Origin of the sequence: Pseudoalteromonas maricaloris (assembly GCF_024746855.1) — a bacterium.
Lineage (GTDB): Bacteria > Pseudomonadota > Gammaproteobacteria > Enterobacterales > Alteromonadaceae > Pseudoalteromonas > Pseudoalteromonas maricaloris.
Genome location: NZ_CP024625.1, coordinates 1,188,881 through 1,208,513 on the forward strand (window position 1 = coordinate 1,188,881; position 19,633 = coordinate 1,208,513).

Annotated in this window: 22 protein-coding genes; 8 read left to right on the forward strand and 14 right to left on the reverse strand. The window is 43.8% G+C overall.

Annotated elements, in window-relative coordinates; translation table 11 throughout:
* Positions 1–98 precede the first annotated feature (98 nt).
* The 5 genes from CTT31_RS05110 (at position 99) to CTT31_RS05130 (ending at position 3,125) form a co-directional block, all read left to right on the forward strand.
* Positions 99–1,085: a LodA/GoxA family CTQ-dependent oxidase gene (locus tag CTT31_RS05110; RefSeq protein WP_260492122.1), complete on the forward strand. Its 987-nt coding sequence runs from the start codon at positions 99–101 to the stop codon at positions 1,083–1,085.
* Between the two features lie 93 nt (positions 1,086–1,178).
* Positions 1,179–1,685 carry a LodA/GoxA family CTQ-dependent oxidase gene (locus CTT31_RS05115; RefSeq protein ID WP_260492123.1) on the forward strand — a complete coding sequence of 169 codons (507 nt, stop codon included), beginning with the start codon at positions 1,179–1,181 and terminating at the stop codon, positions 1,683–1,685.
* A complete protein-coding gene (locus tag CTT31_RS05120) occupies positions 1,675–1,959 on the forward strand; it encodes a hypothetical protein (RefSeq protein ID WP_260492124.1) in 285 nt (94 codons plus the stop codon). The genes CTT31_RS05115 and CTT31_RS05120 overlap by 11 nt, the downstream gene beginning before the upstream one ends.
* Positions 1,960–2,086: 127 nt before the next feature.
* Positions 2,087–2,809, forward strand: coding sequence for an NAD(P)/FAD-dependent oxidoreductase (locus CTT31_RS05125; protein WP_260492125.1), 723 nt, complete (start codon positions 2,087–2,089; stop codon positions 2,807–2,809).
* Positions 2,810–2,825: 16 nt separating this feature from the next.
* Positions 2,826–3,125, forward strand: a complete 300-nt coding sequence (locus CTT31_RS05130) for an NAD(P)/FAD-dependent oxidoreductase (protein ID WP_260492126.1) — start codon at positions 2,826–2,828, stop codon at positions 3,123–3,125.
* Positions 3,126–3,281: 156 nt separating this feature from the next.
* Here CTT31_RS05130 and CTT31_RS05135 read toward each other — a convergent pair whose 3' ends face one another.
* The 5 genes from CTT31_RS05135 to CTT31_RS05155 all read right to left on the reverse strand — a co-directional run bounded on the left by CTT31_RS05135 (position 3,282) and on the right by CTT31_RS05155 (position 10,382).
* Positions 3,282–4,577, reverse strand: coding sequence for a sensor histidine kinase (locus tag CTT31_RS05135; protein WP_260492127.1), 1,296 nt, complete (start codon positions 4,575–4,577; stop codon positions 3,282–3,284).
* An 8-nt stretch (positions 4,578–4,585) separates the two neighbouring features.
* Entirely contained in the window at positions 4,586–5,956 is a 1,371-nt protein-coding gene (locus CTT31_RS05140) for a sigma-54-dependent transcriptional regulator (protein WP_017218958.1), read from the reverse strand.
* Positions 5,957–6,024: 68 nt separating this feature from the next.
* Positions 6,025–8,412, reverse strand: a complete 2,388-nt coding sequence (locus CTT31_RS05145) for an FtsX-like permease family protein (RefSeq protein WP_211859464.1) — start codon at positions 8,410–8,412, stop codon at positions 6,025–6,027.
* Complete coding sequence (locus CTT31_RS05150; protein ID WP_039491072.1) at positions 8,409–9,116, reverse strand: ABC transporter ATP-binding protein; 708 nt, start codon at positions 9,114–9,116, stop codon at positions 8,409–8,411. Before CTT31_RS05150 ends, CTT31_RS05145 begins: the two co-directional genes overlap by 4 nt.
* An 18-nt stretch (positions 9,117–9,134) precedes the next feature.
* On the reverse strand, positions 9,135–10,382 hold the full coding sequence (locus CTT31_RS05155; RefSeq protein ID WP_211859465.1) for an efflux RND transporter periplasmic adaptor subunit: 1,248 nt from the start codon (positions 10,380–10,382) through the stop codon (positions 9,135–9,137).
* A 265-nt stretch (positions 10,383–10,647) separates the two neighbouring features.
* Here CTT31_RS05155 and CTT31_RS05160 point away from each other — a divergent pair, with 265 nt between their 5' ends.
* Positions 10,648–11,022, forward strand: coding sequence for a hypothetical protein (locus tag CTT31_RS05160; protein WP_260492128.1), 375 nt, complete (start codon positions 10,648–10,650; stop codon positions 11,020–11,022).
* 667 nt (positions 11,023–11,689) lie between these two features.
* Here the strand turns inward: CTT31_RS05160 and CTT31_RS05165 are convergent.
* From CTT31_RS05165 to CTT31_RS05195, 7 genes are all read right to left on the reverse strand, one after another.
* Entirely contained in the window at positions 11,690–12,127 is a 438-nt protein-coding gene (locus CTT31_RS05165; RefSeq protein ID WP_260492129.1) for a class I SAM-dependent methyltransferase, read from the reverse strand.
* Positions 12,128–12,416: 289 nt separating this feature from the next.
* Positions 12,417–13,370 (reverse strand): tyrosine-type recombinase/integrase, encoded by a 954-nt coding sequence (locus CTT31_RS05170; RefSeq protein ID WP_138583737.1) that lies wholly within the window; start codon positions 13,368–13,370, stop codon positions 12,417–12,419.
* Positions 13,371–13,530: 160 nt separating this feature from the next.
* Positions 13,531–14,049, reverse strand: a complete 519-nt coding sequence (locus CTT31_RS05175) for an ester cyclase (RefSeq protein ID WP_260492130.1) — start codon at positions 14,047–14,049, stop codon at positions 13,531–13,533.
* A 12-nt stretch (positions 14,050–14,061) separates the two neighbouring features.
* Positions 14,062–15,000, reverse strand: a complete 939-nt coding sequence (locus CTT31_RS05180) for a polysaccharide deacetylase family protein (protein ID WP_260492131.1) — start codon at positions 14,998–15,000, stop codon at positions 14,062–14,064.
* A 2-nt stretch (positions 15,001–15,002) separates the two neighbouring features.
* Positions 15,003–15,554, reverse strand: a complete 552-nt coding sequence (locus CTT31_RS05185) for a YbhB/YbcL family Raf kinase inhibitor-like protein (RefSeq protein WP_039491078.1) — start codon at positions 15,552–15,554, stop codon at positions 15,003–15,005.
* Positions 15,551–16,672 carry an alkene reductase gene (locus CTT31_RS05190; RefSeq protein WP_260492132.1) on the reverse strand — a complete coding sequence of 374 codons (1,122 nt, stop codon included), beginning with the start codon at positions 16,670–16,672 and terminating at the stop codon, positions 15,551–15,553. The genes CTT31_RS05185 and CTT31_RS05190 overlap by 4 nt, the downstream gene beginning before the upstream one ends.
* A gap of 13 nt (positions 16,673–16,685) precedes the next feature.
* Positions 16,686–17,105 carry a VOC family protein gene (locus tag CTT31_RS05195; RefSeq protein WP_260492133.1) on the reverse strand — a complete coding sequence of 140 codons (420 nt, stop codon included), beginning with the start codon at positions 17,103–17,105 and terminating at the stop codon, positions 16,686–16,688.
* 112 nt (positions 17,106–17,217) lie between these two features.
* Between CTT31_RS05195 and CTT31_RS05200 the strand changes: the two genes are divergently transcribed.
* Complete coding sequence (locus CTT31_RS05200) at positions 17,218–18,144, forward strand: LysR family transcriptional regulator (RefSeq protein ID WP_130126649.1); 927 nt, start codon at positions 17,218–17,220, stop codon at positions 18,142–18,144.
* A 96-nt stretch (positions 18,145–18,240) separates the two neighbouring features.
* Positions 18,241–18,858: an HAD family hydrolase gene (locus CTT31_RS05205; protein ID WP_211859471.1), complete on the forward strand. Its 618-nt coding sequence runs from the start codon at positions 18,241–18,243 to the stop codon at positions 18,856–18,858.
* A 46-nt stretch (positions 18,859–18,904) separates the two neighbouring features.
* Here the strand turns inward: CTT31_RS05205 and CTT31_RS05210 are convergent, their stop codons facing one another.
* Both CTT31_RS05210 and CTT31_RS05215 read right to left on the reverse strand, forming a co-directional pair.
* Positions 18,905–19,117 carry a hypothetical protein gene (locus CTT31_RS05210; RefSeq protein WP_010369567.1) on the reverse strand — a complete coding sequence of 71 codons (213 nt, stop codon included), beginning with the start codon at positions 19,115–19,117 and terminating at the stop codon, positions 18,905–18,907.
* Between the two features lie 32 nt (positions 19,118–19,149).
* Positions 19,150–19,332, reverse strand: a complete 183-nt coding sequence (locus CTT31_RS05215; protein WP_010604114.1) for a hypothetical protein — start codon at positions 19,330–19,332, stop codon at positions 19,150–19,152.
* Positions 19,333–19,633 lie beyond the last annotated feature (301 nt).

Consider the following 19,633-nt stretch of genomic DNA (forward strand, 5'->3'; position numbering starts at 1 on the left):
TTTCCTACCTGTAATTCGATGTAATGGTGTAAGTCAGAAATAGCTTCTACACTGCAGTAATGCTTCATGAATTGAACCACTGCAAAAAGGATTACAACATGTCACATCACTGCAATCAAAATCCCATTGTTTCAGCTGCAATATACCCACCCATTGGAGTAATGCGGGTTGGTAACAGCCCTGATGAATTCTTTATTGGCCCTGAGGTCGATACCGCCATTCCAAGAGATATGAATTACTATCGCGATAGCACGGGAGCGTTGAAGCGCCAAGCCGCGCGTTTTCGTATTTATGGATTGGACGCTGAGGGCAACATCGTTAAAGAGCTTACTTGCGACGATGGTGCTTCTATCATTTGGCATGCTCGCTTGGCTAATCAAAAAGCATCTTGGTATGAGTTTCAATTAGCGTTGGATATTCCAGAGGCGGCTGAAGCCGAGCCGAGTTTACTACGCAACCTCAATGTAAACGACCGTAACAGCTTGCTCATTGATGGTGGGGCGCAGCAGATCAGTGGTATTGCTTCTGGGTGCGGTTGTAGTCGCTTTGAAGGACGCTTTGCCGGTAAAAAAGTGTACTTAGGCGAAATGCGTACCGACGATAAGGGCCGCTTACTTATGCTTGGTGGACACGGGGTGTCAGAAAATCCTCAAGGCCACGAGGCGATCACGTTCGGTAATAATGAAGGCTGGTACGACGATACTTCGGACGGCCCTGTAACTGCTGAGGTGAAATATCAAGGCAAAGCACTTGATGTGAAACCTGCATGGGTTATTTGTGCGCCACCAGATTACGCGCCAATGCAAAAATCTCCGCGAACCATGTGGGATTTAATGCGTCAGGTTGCAGTTGACGCCAAGATGCTACCAGCACCTAAGGGTAAGCCTTCCTTTAGTAAGGACATTCTGCCAATTTTCCAAAGGTTAACCGATTTACAATGGGTTAATGCGGGATTTGCCGCAGGGTTTGGCTGGAATAGCCCCTTTGATTTTACTTCAGAGACTTGGATTCAGCCGTTTAAAATGACAACTCACGCACATGGCAAGAAGCAAGACGTAATCTCTTTAATAACTTTAGACAGATAGAAAAAGTCACCACGGCGGATGAAAAACATAGTTGGAACCCTAAATTTGCCGCTACCAGCTCCGCAGTTGTGGCCCTGGTTGTACGGCGATGCGATGAGTGTAGATGCCGATGACTCGCCAAGGCAGTTTGTCACCCTCACAGAAATTCAGTTGAATATGTTACAGCAGTGGTCGAATGGCGAATTTGATTCTGATTACGACCCTTGTTATTGCCCCCCAACCAGCATTGATGAAATTCCGGTTGCTGAGCAACCAGATATGTTAACTAAAGCGGCGATGGAGTTCTGTTTAGCGGATGCTTTCCACCCTGGATGTGAAATGACTTGGCCAATGCGTACAGCGGGCATGTATAGCGAAGCTTTCCGCCTTAAGCATTCAGAGGATACTGCACCGACCCACGGCACCAATTATGGCGTGGAAATGACATCAGAAATCGCGCTGCATTCGAGCGGCCCGTTAAAAACGGGGCAGGTTGCTGGTGGCATTACGCGTTGGATGGCCATTCCTTGGCAAACAGACACCGCGAGTTGTCGCGATGGCTACAATGAAGCGTACGACCCTTATTTACCGACCTTTTTGGCCTGCACGAGTGCCAAATAATATGCTTAGCGAGCAAAACTATCACCGAGTAGTCGATGAAACAAAGCCATTTGCAGAGCGACAAGCAGCATTTAATGACCGGGAGCTGTGGCTAAACGATTTGCCGATAGGCCCTTCAACCAACTATATCGAGCAGATCAACAGTATGATCACTGGGTTTGGTCAATTGGCGGTGGTATTACCGAAGACAGAAAAAGGCGTAACTGGGTTTTCCAACCACCATGCAAGTAGGGTTAACACCAGTCAAAGCGGAAAAACTGCTGGCTGCGGATAATAACGAAAGCATGCGAGATTGTCGTCCTGATTTGTCACAAACCGACAAAGCACATCGCCGGAATCGCAAATAATAAGGGCTAATATGGCTGAAAGGAAATCGGATATTGTCATTGTAGGTGCAGGCATTGGCAGGATGCATTGCTGCACTTGCTTTGCATCCTCACTATCAGGTGATAGTAGTCGATAAGCTCGCTACAGCTAAAGACAAAGTGGGCGAGTGTTTACCGCCAGCGGCCTCTAGAATTCTCAAAAAGCTTAACCTGTTGCACTTACTACAAAGCCCGGAACATCTCACTTGTCACGGTATGATTTCGTTTTGGGGTAGTGAATCGCCTACCATAGTGGATAACGTTAAAAACCCCGATGGTTTGGGGTGGCACATTCATCGGCAGCATTTTGAACAGCAGCTTCGTGATCAATTAGTGCTTCGTGGTATCCCTTTGTTATCTTCTACAAAGCTCACTGATGTGGTGCAAACACAATCAGGGTGGCAGGTTAGGGTTGAAGGCTGCGACACTGACATGTCTATCACGACAACACTGCTTATTGATGCCACCGGTCGCGCCTGTCATCTAGCGAGGCGACTCGGTGCAAAACTACAACAGTTTGATAAGCAAATGGCACTGTGGCTTACCGCAGAGGTTGCCACGACGAAACAGTTTGCGGTGATAAGCGATGAAGAAAATGGCTGGTGGTATAGTGCGCCGAGCGCGGCATGCTCTTCACTCGACCCCAATATGCAGCCTCGGGTGTTTTCTTGGCAGGCTTGCGCTGATGCGATCAAAAAGTGCAACATCACCAACGCTCGAGATTTTTTTAGCAAAAGTAAAGCCGGTGAGGGGATTTAACACCTTAGTGGACTTGGTGAATATAGAAACAGCACACCTACATCCTATGGTAAGTGCAAATTCGGCCCGTTTGGATAGTTGCGCAGCAAATGGTTGGTATGCGGTGGGTGATGCGAGCATGAGCTTTGATCCGCTCTCTTCGCAAGGCATGTTGCATGCCATGACTAGCAGCATGCAACTTGCGGATATGCTGCTGTTGCACGGCATGGATTACAAACATGGCGCAAAACTATATCAGTCGCAAATGGATAGAGTGTGGATGCGCTACCTTGAGCATCGACAGCACTTTTACGAGGGCTCAAAGTTAATCGGTTAACACGTATTATTACTTGTTTGGACTAAAGCAAAGTTTGAATCGAAAGAATGCGACAACATCTATAGTGGTGAAACCAATACCATTGCTGCTGGCCGTCAGTTGATTGCGATGCTTAAAATGTCTGAATAAATGTCGTCTAGAAGTGGCGGTGAACACTCACCTATTCGCTGCCGCCAATGGAAGCTGAATGTGAGTAATTGCGCCTTGTGCATCTTTACGATTGGTTAAGCTCAGTTTTCCGTTATGCTGTTCAACGATATTTTTAGCTAAGATGAGCCCAATCCCTTTACCCGCTGCTTTAGTGGTGTAAAAAGGTACAAATAGGTTGTCAGCGTTCTTTATGCCATGCCCTTCATCGAGTACTTCAATACCTGCGAATTTATGATTGTGATATGCTTTGACGTAAACAGCATTGCGCTTACCTCCCGCTTCCAAGGCATTTTTGATCAGGTTTACAAGTGCTTGCTCAAGTAAGCTTTGATCAATTTGCAGCGTAAAGTTCTGTTCAATGGTTAATCTCACGCGATTGTCGAAAAGCCCTACGAGCGGTGTTAGTAAGTCATTTATGGATATCGCTTCTATATGAAGTTGATGCTGTTTTGCAACGCTTGCATAGCGATTAACAAATGACATCAGGCCATCGCTGCGCTGCACAATCACGCCAAGCGCTTGTTCAAAATCGGCTTGATTTTCTTGCGTGGTGGGAATTTCTATCAAGGTTTGAGCAAGTGACTTAATCGGCGAGAGAGAATTATGAATCTCGTGGCTGAGCACTCTGATCATTTTTTGCCAAGCGTCGCGCTGAGCTTGACTGACAACCGCTTGCACATCGGTCAGGATCACTAAGTGCGCCTGCATGCTTGCAATGGTAAGCTCGCTATAGCGAAGCTGCCACTCATCACCGAGAGTAGGGTGGTTAAAGTGCCAATGGCCACTATGATACTCAAGGCTGAACTTATGCGCTTTTAATAAACGTAGGCTTTGCCATGGTTTGCCAATCCAATTTGAGAAGGCTTCATTGGCATGCACCAGTGCAGTATCGTTATCGAAAATTGCGATGGGGCTGGGCAGTTGTTCAATGAGTCTAAATAGTAATATGGCCTGGTGGTCTCGCTCTGATTTGAATGATTGCAGCTGCTGACATAATTGCTGTGTTTCTTGCTGCAAACTGTGAAGAATGCCTGAGCTGTCAGAGGTGTAAAAGCGCTGCCCATACTCTTCGTTTTTGATCGCCTCTATGGTGGTTGAGAGGTGATAAAAAGGTTGTATCAGGTGCTGTTTAAAATGATACAACAGCAATGCGAGCGGACAAAGGATAAGGATAAAGTAGGTGATAACACTGAGTGTTGAGACCTCAAGGATGACCATAAAAAAAGCGCTGAGCACGGTGAACAGCAACCAAATAACCAGGCAAAAAATCTCGATAGTCTGTTCAAAGTTAGGCTTTTTCATAGGCAAGCTCATCGCGTTTTAATATCGAACTTATCAAGGCGACGATATAGCGCACTTTTACTGATCCCAAGTAAAACAGCAGCATCTTCCACATTATCATGGCATTGGCACAGCGCCATTTTAATCAACTTTTGCTCGGCTTGATCTAGCGTCATCATTTCGGGCTCACTCTGCTCTGTGGTTGCCACCGATTTTAAAGAAAGCGCGCTTTCTTCAATTTCAGTGCCATCACACAGCAAAATCGCACGTTCCATCATATGACTAAGTTCACGGATATTACCCGGGAATGCGTAATTTTGTAGTCTTGTTTGTGCTGCATGAGACAAGGGTTTTACGTCTAATTCATAGGTTGTTGCGTGCTTTTGAATAAAAAAGTCGGCCAGCGGAATTATCTCTGTACGACGCAAGCGCAGTGGTGGGATCTCAAACTCCATTGTATTTAGTCTGAAATACAGGTCACTACGAAATTGACTTGCTTGTTGTTGCGCCTCTAAATCTGCATTAGTTGCGCTAATAATTCTACAGCTTGCATGCTGTGTTTTGCTTGAGCCAACAGCTTCATATTCCCCTGTTTCTAATACTCGTAGTAGCTTCGCTTGTTGAGGCTCTGTGAGTGTGCCAACCTCATCCAAAAACAAAGTCCCTTGCTCAGCCATTGAGAAACGACCTTGTCTATCCTGTTTAGCGTCAGTAAACGCACCTTTCACATGGCCAAACATTTCACTTTCAAACAGTGACTCTGGAATGGCCGCCATATTGGTGCTCACAAAGTTGCCTGTGATGTTACTTTGCTGGTGGATGTAGCTGGCAATTTGTGATTTTCCCGTACCATTTTCTCCTCTAAGCAATATATTCGCTTTGGTTTTGGCAATGCGATCAAGTTGGCTTTTTAGCGCTTGCATCGTAGGGCTTAACCAGAGTAATGCATCAGCTGGTTCTGCATTTGGCGCTATTTTAGCTGTGGTTTGTTGGGGGGAAGCAGGTTGTTGTTTTGCAGCGATTTGCTTTAGCCCTAAATGCTTTTTCACCATCATTACTACAGCGTGGTTGTCCCAAGGCTTGGCAAAAAAGTCTTTGGCGCCGCGCTGCATGGCTTCGACGGCGAGTTCGACGCTAGACCAAGCAGTCATCGCAATAAAGGTTGTGCTACTTTGGCTTGCATACTGACTCAAAAAAGCGAGACCTTCATCGCCGGATGTTGTATCGAATTCATAGTTCATGTCTAGCAGTACAATATCAATGTCGTGCGCATTGAGCTGCTTAGCGGCACAATCGAGACTACTACTTTGGAAAATGGTAAAACCGTGGTTTTTTAGCAAAAACTGTAAGCTAAGGCGGATATCGGCCTTGTCATCAACGATTAAAATTGAACCTTGCATAGTGTGTTGTAGGCAAAGGGAGTTTACACGCCACGCTTTGCCTACTCATTCCTGTTGTTATTATTAACTTATTCGTTTCTTAGCGCTTTAATGGGATCTTGGCTTATCACCCTTTGCACAGGTAAATAGCTTGCGATGAGCGCAATCAGCAGCATGATAGGGATTGTCACGATAACGGCGAACCAGCTCATGGAAATAGCAGTTGTGCTTATCTTTATGAGTATCCCATATCCGATTGCAACGGTTAATGCACTCACTCCAAGGCCAATCATTACCGGTGTTAGACTCTGCTTGAGCACTTGTGCTATCAGTTTGTGTGTATGTGCGCCCAACGACAAGTGAATGCCAAGCTCATAGCGACGCATTTGTACGCTGTAATTGAGCACGCCATAGATCCCTGCGCCAGCTAGGCTTAAGGTAAGGGCTAATAGGGCGACAGTCAACATTGCTTGCAGCCAAGTTTGTCTTAGCCTTTGGGTTAGCATGTCATCTACAGGCTCAAAAAAAGCAAAGTTTAGACTCGGATGAATGGCCTTGAGAGCATGAGTTAATTGGGCTTTAGACAGCTCCGCATTCCCCTTGATAATAAAAGATGTGCTGCCTTCAGTGACAGGCAAGTAATAGCGCTCTAAGGTATAGCCTCGGTTGCCCGTAGGCACGTAAATATCACTCACAACCCCAACCACTTTTCTTGGCACCTCTCTGTCAGCATAGAGGGTTTGACCGATAGGGTTTTCATCTTTGTACAAACGCTTAGCGAGTGAGGCTGAGAGAATTATTTCATTGTTGTCTGAGCCTGAGGCCATGATTGGTGTAAACCGGCTTCCTTGCTCAAGTGGCAGTGAAAGCGCAGTGAAACCGTCTTCGTCGTAAAAGGACAAACTGACGATACCGATCAGCGCGATATTTTGATCATACAAATAGTTTTGCCATCCCATTTGTAGTGGTGAAGTGTAACTTGCTGATACCGATGCGATGCTCGCTTGATTGGCTAAAAGCTGTTTGATTTGTTTGCCAAGCTCAAAGTTATCGATTTCTGTGGCACTACCATCGATACGAACATAGTACAAATGCTCAGTATCAAACCCTGTGGGATGAGTCATTTGCGCGTATGCGGGAACTAATTTGTTGGCCGCTAGAAAGAGTAAAATACTGGCAAAGCATACTTGTAATGCCACCAACACTTGACGAGTACGCTTGGAAATTTGCGCGCCAGTGCCTTTACCGCTGCTGTGTAGCGCATCTGTCAGGGCATGATAGTTTACTTGTTTGCTGGTAAACCAGGCGATGAGTAGCGCTATTATCAGACTCAGTACACAAGCAACCACTATGGTCGGCCAGTCCAGAGTTAAGCCCTGCATGCGACTAAATAAATAGCTCAAGTCGTTTGCTAACCAAACATTCAACCACTCGGCAAGCAATAACCCGAGTATAGTCGCTGCGCCCACTAACAGGGCGCTTTCGCAAAACATACTGACAAAAATGTGAGTAGGCTTTGCCCCCAGTGCCGCTTGAATTGCCATGGTGCGCTGTTTTTGCGCAGCCCTTGAGAGAAATAAATTAACCACATTGGTCAGGGCAATAAGCACCAACACCGCTGCTGAGAACAACAAGGTAATGGCGAGTTCATCACTTCGCGCAACGATTTTGTCGCGCAGTGGTGTAAACTGAGCGCCAATTCGCGTGTTAGGCGCTACGTTTTCACGGGATTGGTAAAGCGTGTTAATCTGTTCGCCCAGCGCATGATTCATCTGCTCTATGTTTACACCCGCTTTCAGTCGAGCGATACCGTTAAACTGGCTACTGATGTTATTCCAGTGCGAGGTGGTGGTGACAGGCTCCGGAAAGCTACTAAAGCCGCTAACGGGAAAGCCACCAAAGATCTCAGGCACTTCAAACGCTTCTCCCGTTACTCCGATAATTTGATAGCGTTCACGATCTATGGAGGTGTAGCTACCAACGATATCTGGATCTGCATTAAAGTGCGTTATCCAAGACTGGTAACTCAGGACTAAAACTTTTTGTTCATCGCTGACGCCTTCGTCTTGCTTTAGCGCGCGACCAAGATGCAGTGGCGTACCTAACAACTCAAAGAATTCGGGAGTCACTCGAATAATGTCTACCGTGGGCATATCCTTAATGTCCATAAAACGAGATGATACGAAATGCATCATCGTCATTTTGTCGATAAATTGCTTATCTTGATAGAGTTGAAACTGGGTGGAGAGCAGTTGGAATCCATATTGGGTTTCTCCATTAATGGTTTCGCTTTGATCGGTCACCCACAGCTTATCTGCATCAGGGTAGGGAAGCGGTTGTGTGATCAATCTATGGTTGATATTAATCACTACCGTTAGCGCTGCTAAGGTTAATGCTAGGGTGACAAGTACGGTAAGACTAAATCCCGGAAGCTTCCTAAGATTTGACAGTGCGAGCTTACATTCCTCTTTTATCATCCCACCATCTCCAAATTCATTTCATCCACCATCACCCCATCTAACAAGAACAGTTTACGTTTTGCCATGTCTGCATACCTAGGGTCGTGGGTAACCATACACATGGTTGTGCCTTGGGTGTTTAGGTCGCTCAGCATGTTCATTACCGCATCGCCATTTTTTGAGTCCAAGTTTCCTGTAGGTTCGTCAATAAGCAGAATATCTGGCTGATTGGCGAGTGCACGGGCGATGGCGATACGTTGCTGCTGTCCGCCTGACAGTTGATTGGGCTTATGTTCTGCTCTGTGGGTCATTTGTACTAACTCCAAGCAAGTCATTACCCGTTCTTTTAACGCAGTACTTGAAAGAGCGGTGCTACTGTACTTGATAGGTAAGGCGATATTGTCAAAGACGTTCAATTCATCAATGAGATTAAATGACTGAAACACAAAACCGATATGTTTATTTCTTAGTGTGGCTCTTTGGTTAACGTCAAGGTTACTGACATCGTTACCCGCAATTGTGTAGGTGCCGGTGCTTGGGCTGTCTAATAAACCAAGAATACTTAGAAGTGTTGATTTTCCGCAGCCTGATGGGCCTGAAATTGACAGATATTCGCCCTGCGCCACATTGAGGTTTACGCCACGCAGTGCCAGTGTTTCCATTCCGCCGAGGACAAACTTTTTAGTGATGTTTTTAAGTTCAATAACGTGTTTATTATTCATTGTTCTTCCTTTGGTTTGTTATTTGCTCAAAGTCACTACGGGTGCGTCGGCATAAGATGTCATATCTGACAAAATAAACTGCTGATTTGTCGAAGCGCCACTGAGTAGTTGAATGTGCTGTGACGTTTCTGCGCCATAGTGTACTTGAATTGCATGGGCTTGTTGTTTTTCTTTATCAACAAGATATAAGGTTGCTTGGCTATAAGGTTTTGCACCGACGGGTTTGTCGATGAACAGTGCGGAACTCAATTTGTCGATAGAGACTTTTCCCTCAATATTTAGCTCGGGGCGAGCACTCGCGGGCAGACTTTTAGGCAGTGTCACCTCAACTTCAATATTGCCATTTTGTACCATTGGATTAATGCGCGACACTTGGCCTTCAATTAAGTCGTTACGGGTATTGATGCTCACATGCTGAGCCAGCTTTATTTGCTGGGCATAGGCTTGTGGGATCTGCAATTGCGCATATAAATCTGTGGTGCTACCAACTAACACCAATTGAGTGCCAAGAGAGACACTTTGTCCAAGTTCCACATGAAGTTGCTGCAATACTCCTTTGATCCCAGCCCGTACAGTGAGCTTATTCACCCTATCTTGCACCAATAAAAATGCTTCATTACTGGCATCAATATTTGACTGCGCAAGCTGCAGGTTGGCTTTGTGTAAGGTCTGCAATTGTGATATTCGCTGTTGTTCAATATTAATGCGACGTTTCAGCTGGCGATGGGTAAGTACCGCGCGTTGGTAGTCGAGTTTAGAAACAACCCCATCTTCAACCAACTCTCCTTGAGCGGTAACCTCCAGCTCGGCACTTTCTAACTCAGATCTCAGAACTTCCAAATCCGCCTGATGAGACAGCAGTTCTCGTTGTTGATTGATATCGAGCTGTAGATATTGGTCTTGCGATTGCGCCAAACTGCGTTTGGCATCTTTTAAAGATTGGGCCAAATTTGCATCTTGTAACCTCATGATGATGCTGTCGGGGTTAACTTGTGCACCTGGGCGCAGCAAAATTTCTTCAACCGTGGCATCGCTTGCGGCACTTATCAAACGCGGCGTTCTCGATTTAAGCTGACCATATCCAGATACACTGACCTCTAAATCCCCTTGCTGGACCTCCGCAATCCATGTTTTTGCCATAGGCAAAGATGCCTGCGCTGAGGGTTGTAATAGCAGCCATATAATAACTACGGCGAAAATAGTTCCGCCAACAGCCCACAACCAGTTAACCTTGTTGCGTTTTTTATGTTCGACTTGTATATCCATGTTGATATCTCTGGTGGAATGAAGGTTGTTATTACTCAGTAGATAACAAGTCACATGCCAAAATTTAATTCACTGAAATTATTGGATTTTTTACTTTCTCTGTTTGCAGGGAAGGAGTGCTTTTTGCGGTTTCGAAAATAAAAATTGTGGTTTTGGGATGAGTTAGCACAGTATTTTTGTTGAATTTATGTAATCTTTTGTTGCAGTTTGGTTCGTGGTCTGGTTTTATTTGACATAGAAAAAGATGTAAGGATAACTACTAATTATGAATCTCAATTCACACTATTCATTAGAAAGAGTTGTGAGCTCTAAAGATCAAAAGTATATCGAAGGATTATCGATATACTCTAGGTACACACACCCTGCTCTTAGAACGGAAACTAATACAATTACTTATTGGCTAGATAACTATAACAAAAAGTTTGATGATGAGTTCCATGTCCTTGTTTTTTCAAATAATGAAATAGTTATTGGCTATACTCAACTAACCTATTTTGTTGAAGAAAATATAGTTGTTATTGACTATATATCCATAGATGAAAGATATAGGAAGAACAACACCTTTTTTGATGAGTCATTTGATATTGTAATATGTGTAGGTTCGGTACTAAATTTCCCAGCTCAAGCTTTTCCGTTGTAGAGTTAGCTTAATCGAGTAACAAAAAAAGGTGGAGCTTTAGTTTTAGAATACGAAACTAGTAATAGTTATGAATTTATATTTACAGACAAGTACAAGGAAAGTGTAACTCCGATCCACACCTTTTATAATGGAGAAAGCGAACATCTTTGGCTTTATTCTATTGATTACATAAACTCAATTTTACACAGTTTTAACTTGTTAGAGAAAAAGAGCAACTCGATACATATCATATCCACACTGCTCTTACGAAGTACAAGTAACCCGAAACTATCTTCCAAACTCTCCAAGTTAGATCCTTTTTTTCAAAGGGTTAACATACTAAAAAGAGGTGGATGTAACTTTATGGCTTTCCTTTTAAAATGTCGCTGAAGGTTTTAGATACAACTTTTAGTACCTCCAGTGCACGCGACGAGAACAAAGAAAGAAAAAAGACGAAACTAACGGAAAGAAAACCATAAAAGTAAAAGAAATCATCTTTATCTATTTCTGCTTTTTTATTAAAAAAGCAGAAATAGATAACGCTAATACCAAAAATAAAAAAGTCAATTTCACCGACAGACCTAAATGTTGAGTAGGTTGTGCAGTTGTTGTCTTTACTATACTTTCATATGCTTTATCACTTCCACCTTTAAAATAAACATCATCAACGAGAGACGTCTTTGCGGTGCTATAAAGCTCTTTTTAGTATGTTAACCCTTTGAAAAAAAGGATCTAACTTGGAGAGTTTGGAAGATAGTTTCGGGTTACTTGTACTTCGTAAGAGCAGTGTGGATATGATATGTATCGAGTTGCTCTTTTTCTCTAACAAGTTAAAACTGTGTAAAATTGAGTTTATGTAATCAATAGAATAAAGCCAAAGATGTTCGCTTTCTCCATTATAAAAGGTGTGGATCGGAGTTACACTTTCCTTGTACTTGTCTGTAAATATAAATTCATAACTATTACTAGTTTCGTATTCTAAAACTAAAGCTCCACCTTTTTTTGTTACTCGATTAAGCTCTTTAATAGCAAGCTGTGCATCAACATAATTTAGTACCGAACCTACACATATTACAATATCAAATGACTCATCAAAAAAAGGTGTTGTTCTTCCTATATCTTTCATCTATGGATATATAGTCAATAACAACTATATTTTCTTCAACAAAATAGGTTAGTTGAGTATAGCCAATAACTATTTCATTATTTGAAAAAACAAGGACATGGAACTCATCATCAAACTTTTTGTTATAGTTATCTAGCCAATAAGTAATTGTATTAGTTTCCGTTCTAAGAGCAGGGTGTGTGTACCTAGAGTATATCGATAATCCTTCGATATACTTTTGATCTTTAGAGCTCACAACTCTTTCTAATGAATAGTGTGAATTGAGATTCATAATTAGTAGTTATCCTTACTAACTAGCAATTCGTTTCCTTACATTGGCTTTAGTGATCTTCTTTTGCAGCGCGTTGTCGGTCACATGGGTATAAATTTCCGTGGTTGAGATACTACTGTGTCCAAGCAACCGTTGGACGAAGCGAATGTCGAGGCCTGATTCAAGTAGTTCGCATGCCGCGCTGTGTCTTAGCATGTGTGGAGTGACTTTGAGTTGGGTGTATGCTTGTTGACTAAGTTTTTTGATTAGTTTGCGTAAGAATTGCGTTGAGGCGGGTTCCCCGCGGCTATTAATCAGTAAATGATCACAATGTGGTGCGCAAATAGCGCGGCTTTCAATATAGTTCTTGAGTAATTTGGCTATTTCTTGGTCTGTGAGATACACAAACCTTTCTCTGGCTCCCTTACCTAAGATTTTAATCTTCTTTTCGTTGATATAGATGTCAGTTAAACAAATTCCAGCAAGCTCAGATACTCGGATCCCTGTGCTAATCATAAGTTCTAACGCGATGAGTGAAGTAAATTCATTTAGCATGCGCTTTTGACTGACGCTATATGTGTTTGATGATTCTACCCATAAGTTTTTACAGTTTTTTCTGGCTTGTTTGAGCAAGCGTTTCAAGTCTGAGTGTGGTACGTTTCTTGGCAATCTTTTGGGTAGCTTAATGTCTAGCTGGAATTTATGAAAAGGATTAAGCTCGATGAATTCCTCTCGTTCAAGCCACTGGAACATAGCCCTTACACACGCCATTTTGCGCTTTATTGATGTGTTTGATAGCTCGGAATCAACTAGAAATTGATGGAACTGTGATAAGTCTACTTTGCTAATATCTTTAATGCTTTTATTTTCATCAAGTGCCTGCATAAACTGCTTTAGGTCAATTTGATATGCTTTCAAGGTGTGATCTGAGAGTTTACGTTTATCTTTACACAGGGAAATGAACTGTTGAGAAAGTTGGTTTATTGATTGCACTGCGATAAATCTACTTTTGCTAATACCTAATTTAGTGACCGTATTAGAACAGATTGTTGATAAAAACTGTATATAATCAATTGATTTAAAGGAATGTAGAATACAAGCGCGTTGTTAAATAGGCTCCAAGTCGGAGCCTCGGTATTATGACAATAATTGTTTATTCGCTAATCTGCATTTGTTCAAAGAGCGTATGGTAGTCTTCTAGATGCCAATTTTTAGTGATTTTCTCACCATCAACGTAGTAAACATCGACAGCTCGGAAATCAATGGCTTGACCTGCTCCTTGGTGCTCACCAAATTTGCCGCTGAAGTGTCCAAAGAAACGTAGTCGTACCGTGACAAATGAACCACTGACTAGTAAGTGTTCGACTTCTGCTTTCAGGTCTGGCACTGCGCGACGAAATCCTGATGAGGCTTCTAGCACGCCTTTCAAGCCTTGCTTTCTACCTCTTGGTAATGTCATATCAGTAAATGCGTTACTTAGTGCCTGTCTTGCAAACTTAGTGTCTCCACTGTGCCAAAAAGCAGCGTATTGCAATGCGGCATTCGCGGCTATTTGGCATTGTGCTGATTCACAAATTTGCGCAACCTTTGCTACGGGTAACTCCTCATTGGGTGCCGCTAATGCTAGTGTCGCACTGACACTTAGCGCTAAAATTAAAGCATGTTTAATCATTACCTAGCACCTCTAAAACACACGTTCTGGGTTGGTTGGTACGTCTTGTTGCTTTAGAGTCCATTTGGCTATGTCTATCTTGCGCATAAACTTAACCTTTGGGTGCGATTTAGCGTAACGAATAAAGTCGTCAAGTGCTTTTACGCGAGCAGGGCTGCCTGCGAGCCTGTCGTGTGCACTGATAGACATCATCCGGCGCTGGGATTTTCCTTCTTCATAAAGCACATCAAACTCGTCCTTTAACTCTTGTAAATAGGCTTTTGCTGTCATTGCGGAGCTGCCGCCATAGCGCACGATATCGTTATTTCTAAAGGTATAAGGCACCACCACGAAGGGCTTGCCATTGACCGGGGTAAACGAAGGCTCATCCCGAGATAAATCATCAATATGATAGATAAATCCAAGGGACTGCAAAATAGTTAGAGTTTGCTCAGAGTGGCGCATCCAAAATGCATTAAAGCCTTTTGGTCTTTGCCCGGTGATCTTTTCAAGCACATCTGCACTGTGAATATAAGACGCTCGTTCTTCTTCGGGTGTCATCGAGTATTGTGGTGTCCAATTTTGTCCATGACCTGAAATTTCATGCCCTTTTTCTGCCACCATTTTGGCAAGTTTAGGGTTAAGCTCTGCAGCTTTTCCTACCATGTGGGACGTCACTTTGATGTTGTGCTTATCCCAAAGCTTAAGCAATCGTGGGATCCCTTCATTCATGCCATACTGATACCAAGTAGGAGCGACGGTGTCGGGATAGCCCGCTTCTTGCTGAGGAAATGGCCCAGGATCGCTTGGGTCTTGCGCGGTTGCTTCAAACTGCATGGAGACAGAGATCACCAATTGAGCATCATCAGGCCAGTATTGGCCAGACTCTATTTCAGCGCCGTGGGCTGTGCCTGTAAGCAGGGCGGTTGCTGTTAGTAGTGCTCGAATACTTGTGGTCAACGTAGTACGCATGGTTATTCTCCTGCGGCTCTTGGGCCGGCATACACAGAAAGTGTTGCCTGCGCTAAGCTATGCTGGTGGATAAAAAATCCAGTAAGTGGTGCCGTTGCACCAGCTGGCACGGGGAGTGTATCTACATCTAGCGCATGCACGGTAAAGGTGTATTTATGTTTGCGGCCAATAGGTGGGCACGGGCCAAAGTACCCAGGTTTTCCTAAATCCGTATTACCTTCAATGGCTTGGCTTGGTAAAGTTTCTGCAAGCCGAGTCGTGTCTTTGGGCAAGTTATACACTTGCCAGTGCCAAAATCCGCTGCCGGTTGGCGCGTCTTGATCGTAAAACGTCACCGCAAAGCTCTTGGTTTGTTTAGGTGCATTTGACCAAACTAAGGTTGGCCGTGTGCTGTTTCCCTCGCAGCCAAATTGATCCCAGTATTGAAATGGTCGAATAGATTTTTCGGCAACAAGATCTGGGCTTTCTAGTGTAAACTCAGGTGCTGAAATTGCATTGGTTGCACCGAGTAATGCCATGGAGGCTAGGGATAAGTTCAGTAATAATGGCTTCATATTGCACCTTTTGCTCTTAATTGTTGAAAATCTGCATAGTCGGTGTAGCCCTGCTCGCTACCACCAAACAAAGGCGCATCAGGGTTGATTGGACTCAAAGGTAATTGATGAGTTAGACGATATATGAGGTCTGGGTTGGAGATAAACTTGCGACCAAAAGCCACAAAGTCAACTAGACCTTGTTCAATAAGGGCTTCGGCTTGCTCTGGCTCGTAATTTCCCGCCACAATAATGGCGCCGTGAAATTTTCTTCTTAGTGCTTGCCTAAAACTCTCCGTCACGACCGGCGCATCATCCCAGTCCGCTTCAGCTAAGTGTACATAGGCAATGCCTAAGCGGTTAAAGTGCTCCGCGGCGAGCAAAATAGTATCAATGGCTTCTTCGTCTTGCATGCCACGTTGGGTAATAAAAGGTGCTAACCGGATCCCTACTTTTTCAGGCCCAATTGCTTGGCTAATCGCAGTGATAACTTCAACCGCAAAGCGAATTCGGTTTTCCTTCGAGCCACCATATTGATCATGGCGTTGATTAGAGCTGCGGCGTAAAAACTGGTCGATTAAGTAGCCATTACCAGCGTGGATCTCGACGCCATTAAACCCCGCCATCATGGCATTCTCAGCCGCATGGACATAATCTTCGACTATGCTCTGTATTTCTTGGGTTGCCAGTGCGCGTGGTGTTGGGCAATCGACCATTTCACCCACTCCTTTTTCATTGACCACCCACACTTGTGCGTCGGGCGCCAGTGCTGAGGGGGCGACGGGTTGGCCATCTTCATGAAAAGTGGAGTGAGACATACGACCGACATGCCAAAGCTGACAGAAAATACGGCCACCTTTTTGCTGGACTGCATGGGTGATTTCTTTCCATCCAGCAACCTGCGAAGCAGTATAAATTCCGGGAGTAAATGAATATCCTTTGCCCTGACAAGAGATTTGTGTGGCTTCACTAATGATAAGCCCTGCCGAAGCGCGTTGGGCGTAGTACTTTGCCATCAACTGGTTTGGAATATCTCCCGGTTGTGTTGTTCGAGAGCGGGTCATTGGTGCCATCAAAATGCGATTTGGTAAGATTAAATTACCGAGTTTTTTCTGCGTAAATAACAATGGATCAGACATAGTATTCTCCTAATTATTGGACAAGTGAGTTGATGTGGCGTGGAAACAGCACTTCAATTTTTAGAGATTCAGGTGCAAAGATAAAAACCTGATGCTCATTGCTAATAGGGACATCTCGTTCCACGTAGCGAATGCCAAAATGCTCTAGTCGGGCGATTAACCCAGGGTAATCGTCACCACGAAATGCAATATGATCTATGTTGCTAGTACTCATGTTTGTGTTTTGCGCAGAACCAAGGTATTCAGCCTGTGCTTGGGTATGTGGTGATTGTTCAACCAGATGAATGAAAGGTTGCTGTTGGTCGCCATAGAACCACTTTCCTGGAAATGGAAAAGGTGGACGTAAGCCTTCTTTAAGCCTAAGCACCTGCTCAAAAAAGGTCGCCATTTTTGCCATGTCATGTGCTCTAAACAAAAAGTGATCTAACTGCATGGTGTGTTACCTCCATTGGTGTTAGCGATTTATGCGTTGAGAACAGTCTATTTGTTTATTAATATTTGATAATTGGCTTTTATATAAAATTACTTTTCATAAAAGGTGAATAATGAAAAGCAAAGCAGACGATATGGCGCTTTTTGTTCAAGTGGTGCGCTCTGATGGCTTAGCTGCGGCAGGGCGAGTATTAGGGCTTTCTCCAGCGAGCATGACCGCACGGATCAATGCACTTGAAGCGCACTATAAAACCCGTTTACTTACTCGAAACACCAGAAGTATCAAACTGACAGAAGCGGGAGAGCGGTTTTATCAGGGCTGTGTGCGAGTCATTGAGGAGGTCGCGGCGGCGGAGGCACTACTGCAAGATGCCGATCCCGATTTGAGAGGCACACTCAAAATTGCAGCAAGCTCAGACTTTGGCCGTCAGTACGTGGTTCCCGCCGTTGCGGAGTTTGCCACGCAGCATCCACAGGTGGTGGTTAACTTGAGCTTGGGGGAGGGCTTGGTCAAATTAGTTGAGTCTGGCACTGATATCGCCATTCGTTATGGTAATTTAAATGATAGCAGTTTGATATCTCGGCCTCTGTTAAACAACCGCAGAATGCTGGTGGCTGCCCCAAACTATCTCGAACAGTATGGTACACCAGATTGCTATCAAGCATTACAGCGCCATCGCTGTTTAGTACTGGAAAGAGCAGGACAGGCGCTAAACGATTGGTATTTTATTGACAGAGACACGCAAGCTACCATCATTGAAACCGTGCCTACCTGTTTAGTGAGTTCAGATGGAGAAGTATTGCGAAACTGGGCTATTCAGGGGCTTGGGATCACCATTAAGTCATGGTTGGATGTTCACAAAGATATTAAAGCGGGGCGATTGGTGGAGTTGTTGCCAACTCAAACATTGGGATTTAGTCCAACGGACTCAGATAAAGTCGCGCTGCAAGCGATTTATCCATCTAGGCAGTTCCAACCTCGCCAAGTCAAAGCTTTTCTAACCTTTTTTAGCGAGTATTTACAACAAATGCATGATTGATTTTATTTCAATGAAGTCTAACGAATTAGCCGTGCGTAAGTGATAAAGATATGCATAATAAACGCTCATATTTAAACTAACTAAAGAGGTTCAAGGATGGCAATTGGCAATATTAAACACGTAATTTTTGACGTCGGTAACGTATTTGTGAGGTGGTCACCGGAGGAGATAGTTCGGCTTACCTTTGGCAACCAATGCGACGTTGAGAGTCTAGCTAAGCAGCTGTTCCACAGTGAGATTTGGTTTGCGATTAATCGAGGCGAACTGACTGAAGCAGACACCAAGCACGCTTTTATGCAAACCTGTCACTTAACCTCTGAGCAAGCTGACGAACTGTTCTTTTATATCAAAGAATCACTGATCCCACTTTATGGCACGCTTGCACTGATGCAGCGCCTAAAGGAGGCTGGATATAGTGCTTATGCCCTAACCGATAATGTGCACGAGATTGTGAGCCACCTAAAAGCGCGTCATACTTTCTGGCAACACTTTGACGGAGAAATTATTTCTGCTGAGCTTGGCTGCATGAAGCCCGGCAAAGCTATTTTTACTCATTTACTGGAGCGCTACCAACTGGCGGCAGGTGACTGTGTTTTTCTTGATGATGTCTTAGCGAACGTCGAAGGTGCAAAGCAGGTTGGGTTACATGGCATTCAGTTCTTTAATGCGGCTCAAGCTGAACGCGAGTTACGTGAGCTAGGATTAGTGTTTTAAGTAGGTCGAGACTCCAAAGTAGGCCCAAGTACGGGCCTAAAAAAAATTAATCACACATATACTGTCTATTGGTGAAAGCGCAGTCGTGATCACCGTAACAAGAGATAGCACCTGTACGGCAATCGTGGCGGTTAGTTGGTACACAGTCCAAATCAGTTAAACGGTTTACACCACCACCAATTTGGGGGGTCGCTTGTGGTGTAATAGCTTGAGCATTGTTTAAGTTTTTAAGCGGCTTTTTATTTAGTTTAATTTTCATTTTTCATTTCCTTTGGGTGGTAAGAAAGCGTATTAACAGCGAAGAGAGCCACAGTTATAGCAAGAACCAAATGCTTTCGTGTTGCATAACTCGGTTATTTCTCTGTCACAACCCGCGGTTAAATAACCTCCCGCGATGTTTGGTGTTTGGGCTTTTTCCAAGCCTGCAGTATGGTTCAGTTGTTTTATCTTTCTTTTTGTTAGAGTCAATTTCATCTTATTTTCCTTATTGTGAAAGCTTGAGTTGTCGTACAAAAAATAAACTGCATTATTGACTGTACCCAATATAAATTATTTGTCAAATATGTTCTTTAAAAGTTAAATTTATGTTTTTCTTAATTGCCTTATTTCAACCCTGTGTAACTTCAACGTTCGACAACATGCTGCTTGTTAGCCTTGAGTGCAGTAACTATGGTGTAATGTAAATTTGCACTGTCAGCCGCCCAACGCATCGATATTGTTTGGTCTTTTTAATCATGCAACACTGCAACATGAGAATAATTAAAAAACGGGATGA

Coding starts and splice junctions, on each gene's coding strand:
- CTT31_RS05140 (WP_017218958.1), bottom strand. CDS start 5,956: ATGCAAGGTTCAATTTTAATCGTTGATGACAAGGCCGATATCCGCCTT.
- CTT31_RS05160 (WP_260492128.1), top strand. CDS start 10,648: ATGAATCTCAATTCACACTATTCATTAGAAAGAGTTGTGAGCTCTAAA.
- CTT31_RS05145 (WP_211859464.1), bottom strand. CDS start 8,412: ATGATAAAAGAGGAATGTAAGCTCGCACTGTCAAATCTTAGGAAGCTT.
- CTT31_RS05110 (WP_260492122.1), top strand. CDS start 99: ATGTCACATCACTGCAATCAAAATCCCATTGTTTCAGCTGCAATATAC.
- CTT31_RS05115 (WP_260492123.1), top strand. CDS start 1,179: ATGAGTGTAGATGCCGATGACTCGCCAAGGCAGTTTGTCACCCTCACA.
- CTT31_RS05185 (WP_039491078.1), bottom strand. CDS start 15,554: ATGAAGCCATTATTACTGAACTTATCCCTAGCCTCCATGGCATTACTC.
- CTT31_RS05195 (WP_260492133.1), bottom strand. CDS start 17,105: ATGCAGTTAGATCACTTTTTGTTTAGAGCACATGACATGGCAAAAATG.
- CTT31_RS05165 (WP_260492129.1), bottom strand. CDS start 12,127: ATGAAAGATATAGGAAGAACAACACCTTTTTTTGATGAGTCATTTGAT.
- CTT31_RS05200 (WP_130126649.1), top strand. CDS start 17,218: ATGAAAAGCAAAGCAGACGATATGGCGCTTTTTGTTCAAGTGGTGCGC.
- CTT31_RS05180 (WP_260492131.1), bottom strand. CDS start 15,000: ATGCGTACTACGTTGACCACAAGTATTCGAGCACTACTAACAGCAACC.
- CTT31_RS05210 (WP_010369567.1), bottom strand. CDS start 19,117: ATGAAAATTAAACTAAATAAAAAGCCGCTTAAAAACTTAAACAATGCT.
- CTT31_RS05205 (WP_211859471.1), top strand. CDS start 18,241: ATGGCAATTGGCAATATTAAACACGTAATTTTTGACGTCGGTAACGTA.
- CTT31_RS05155 (WP_211859465.1), bottom strand. CDS start 10,382: ATGGATATACAAGTCGAACATAAAAAACGCAACAAGGTTAACTGGTTG.
- CTT31_RS05150 (WP_039491072.1), bottom strand. CDS start 9,116: ATGAATAATAAACACGTTATTGAACTTAAAAACATCACTAAAAAGTTT.
- CTT31_RS05135 (WP_260492127.1), bottom strand. CDS start 4,577: ATGAAAAAGCCTAACTTTGAACAGACTATCGAGATTTTTTGCCTGGTT.
- CTT31_RS05175 (WP_260492130.1), bottom strand. CDS start 14,049: ATGATTAAACATGCTTTAATTTTAGCGCTAAGTGTCAGTGCGACACTA.
- CTT31_RS05190 (WP_260492132.1), bottom strand. CDS start 16,672: ATGTCTGATCCATTGTTATTTACGCAGAAAAAACTCGGTAATTTAATC.
- CTT31_RS05215 (WP_010604114.1), bottom strand. CDS start 19,332: ATGAAATTGACTCTAACAAAAAGAAAGATAAAACAACTGAACCATACT.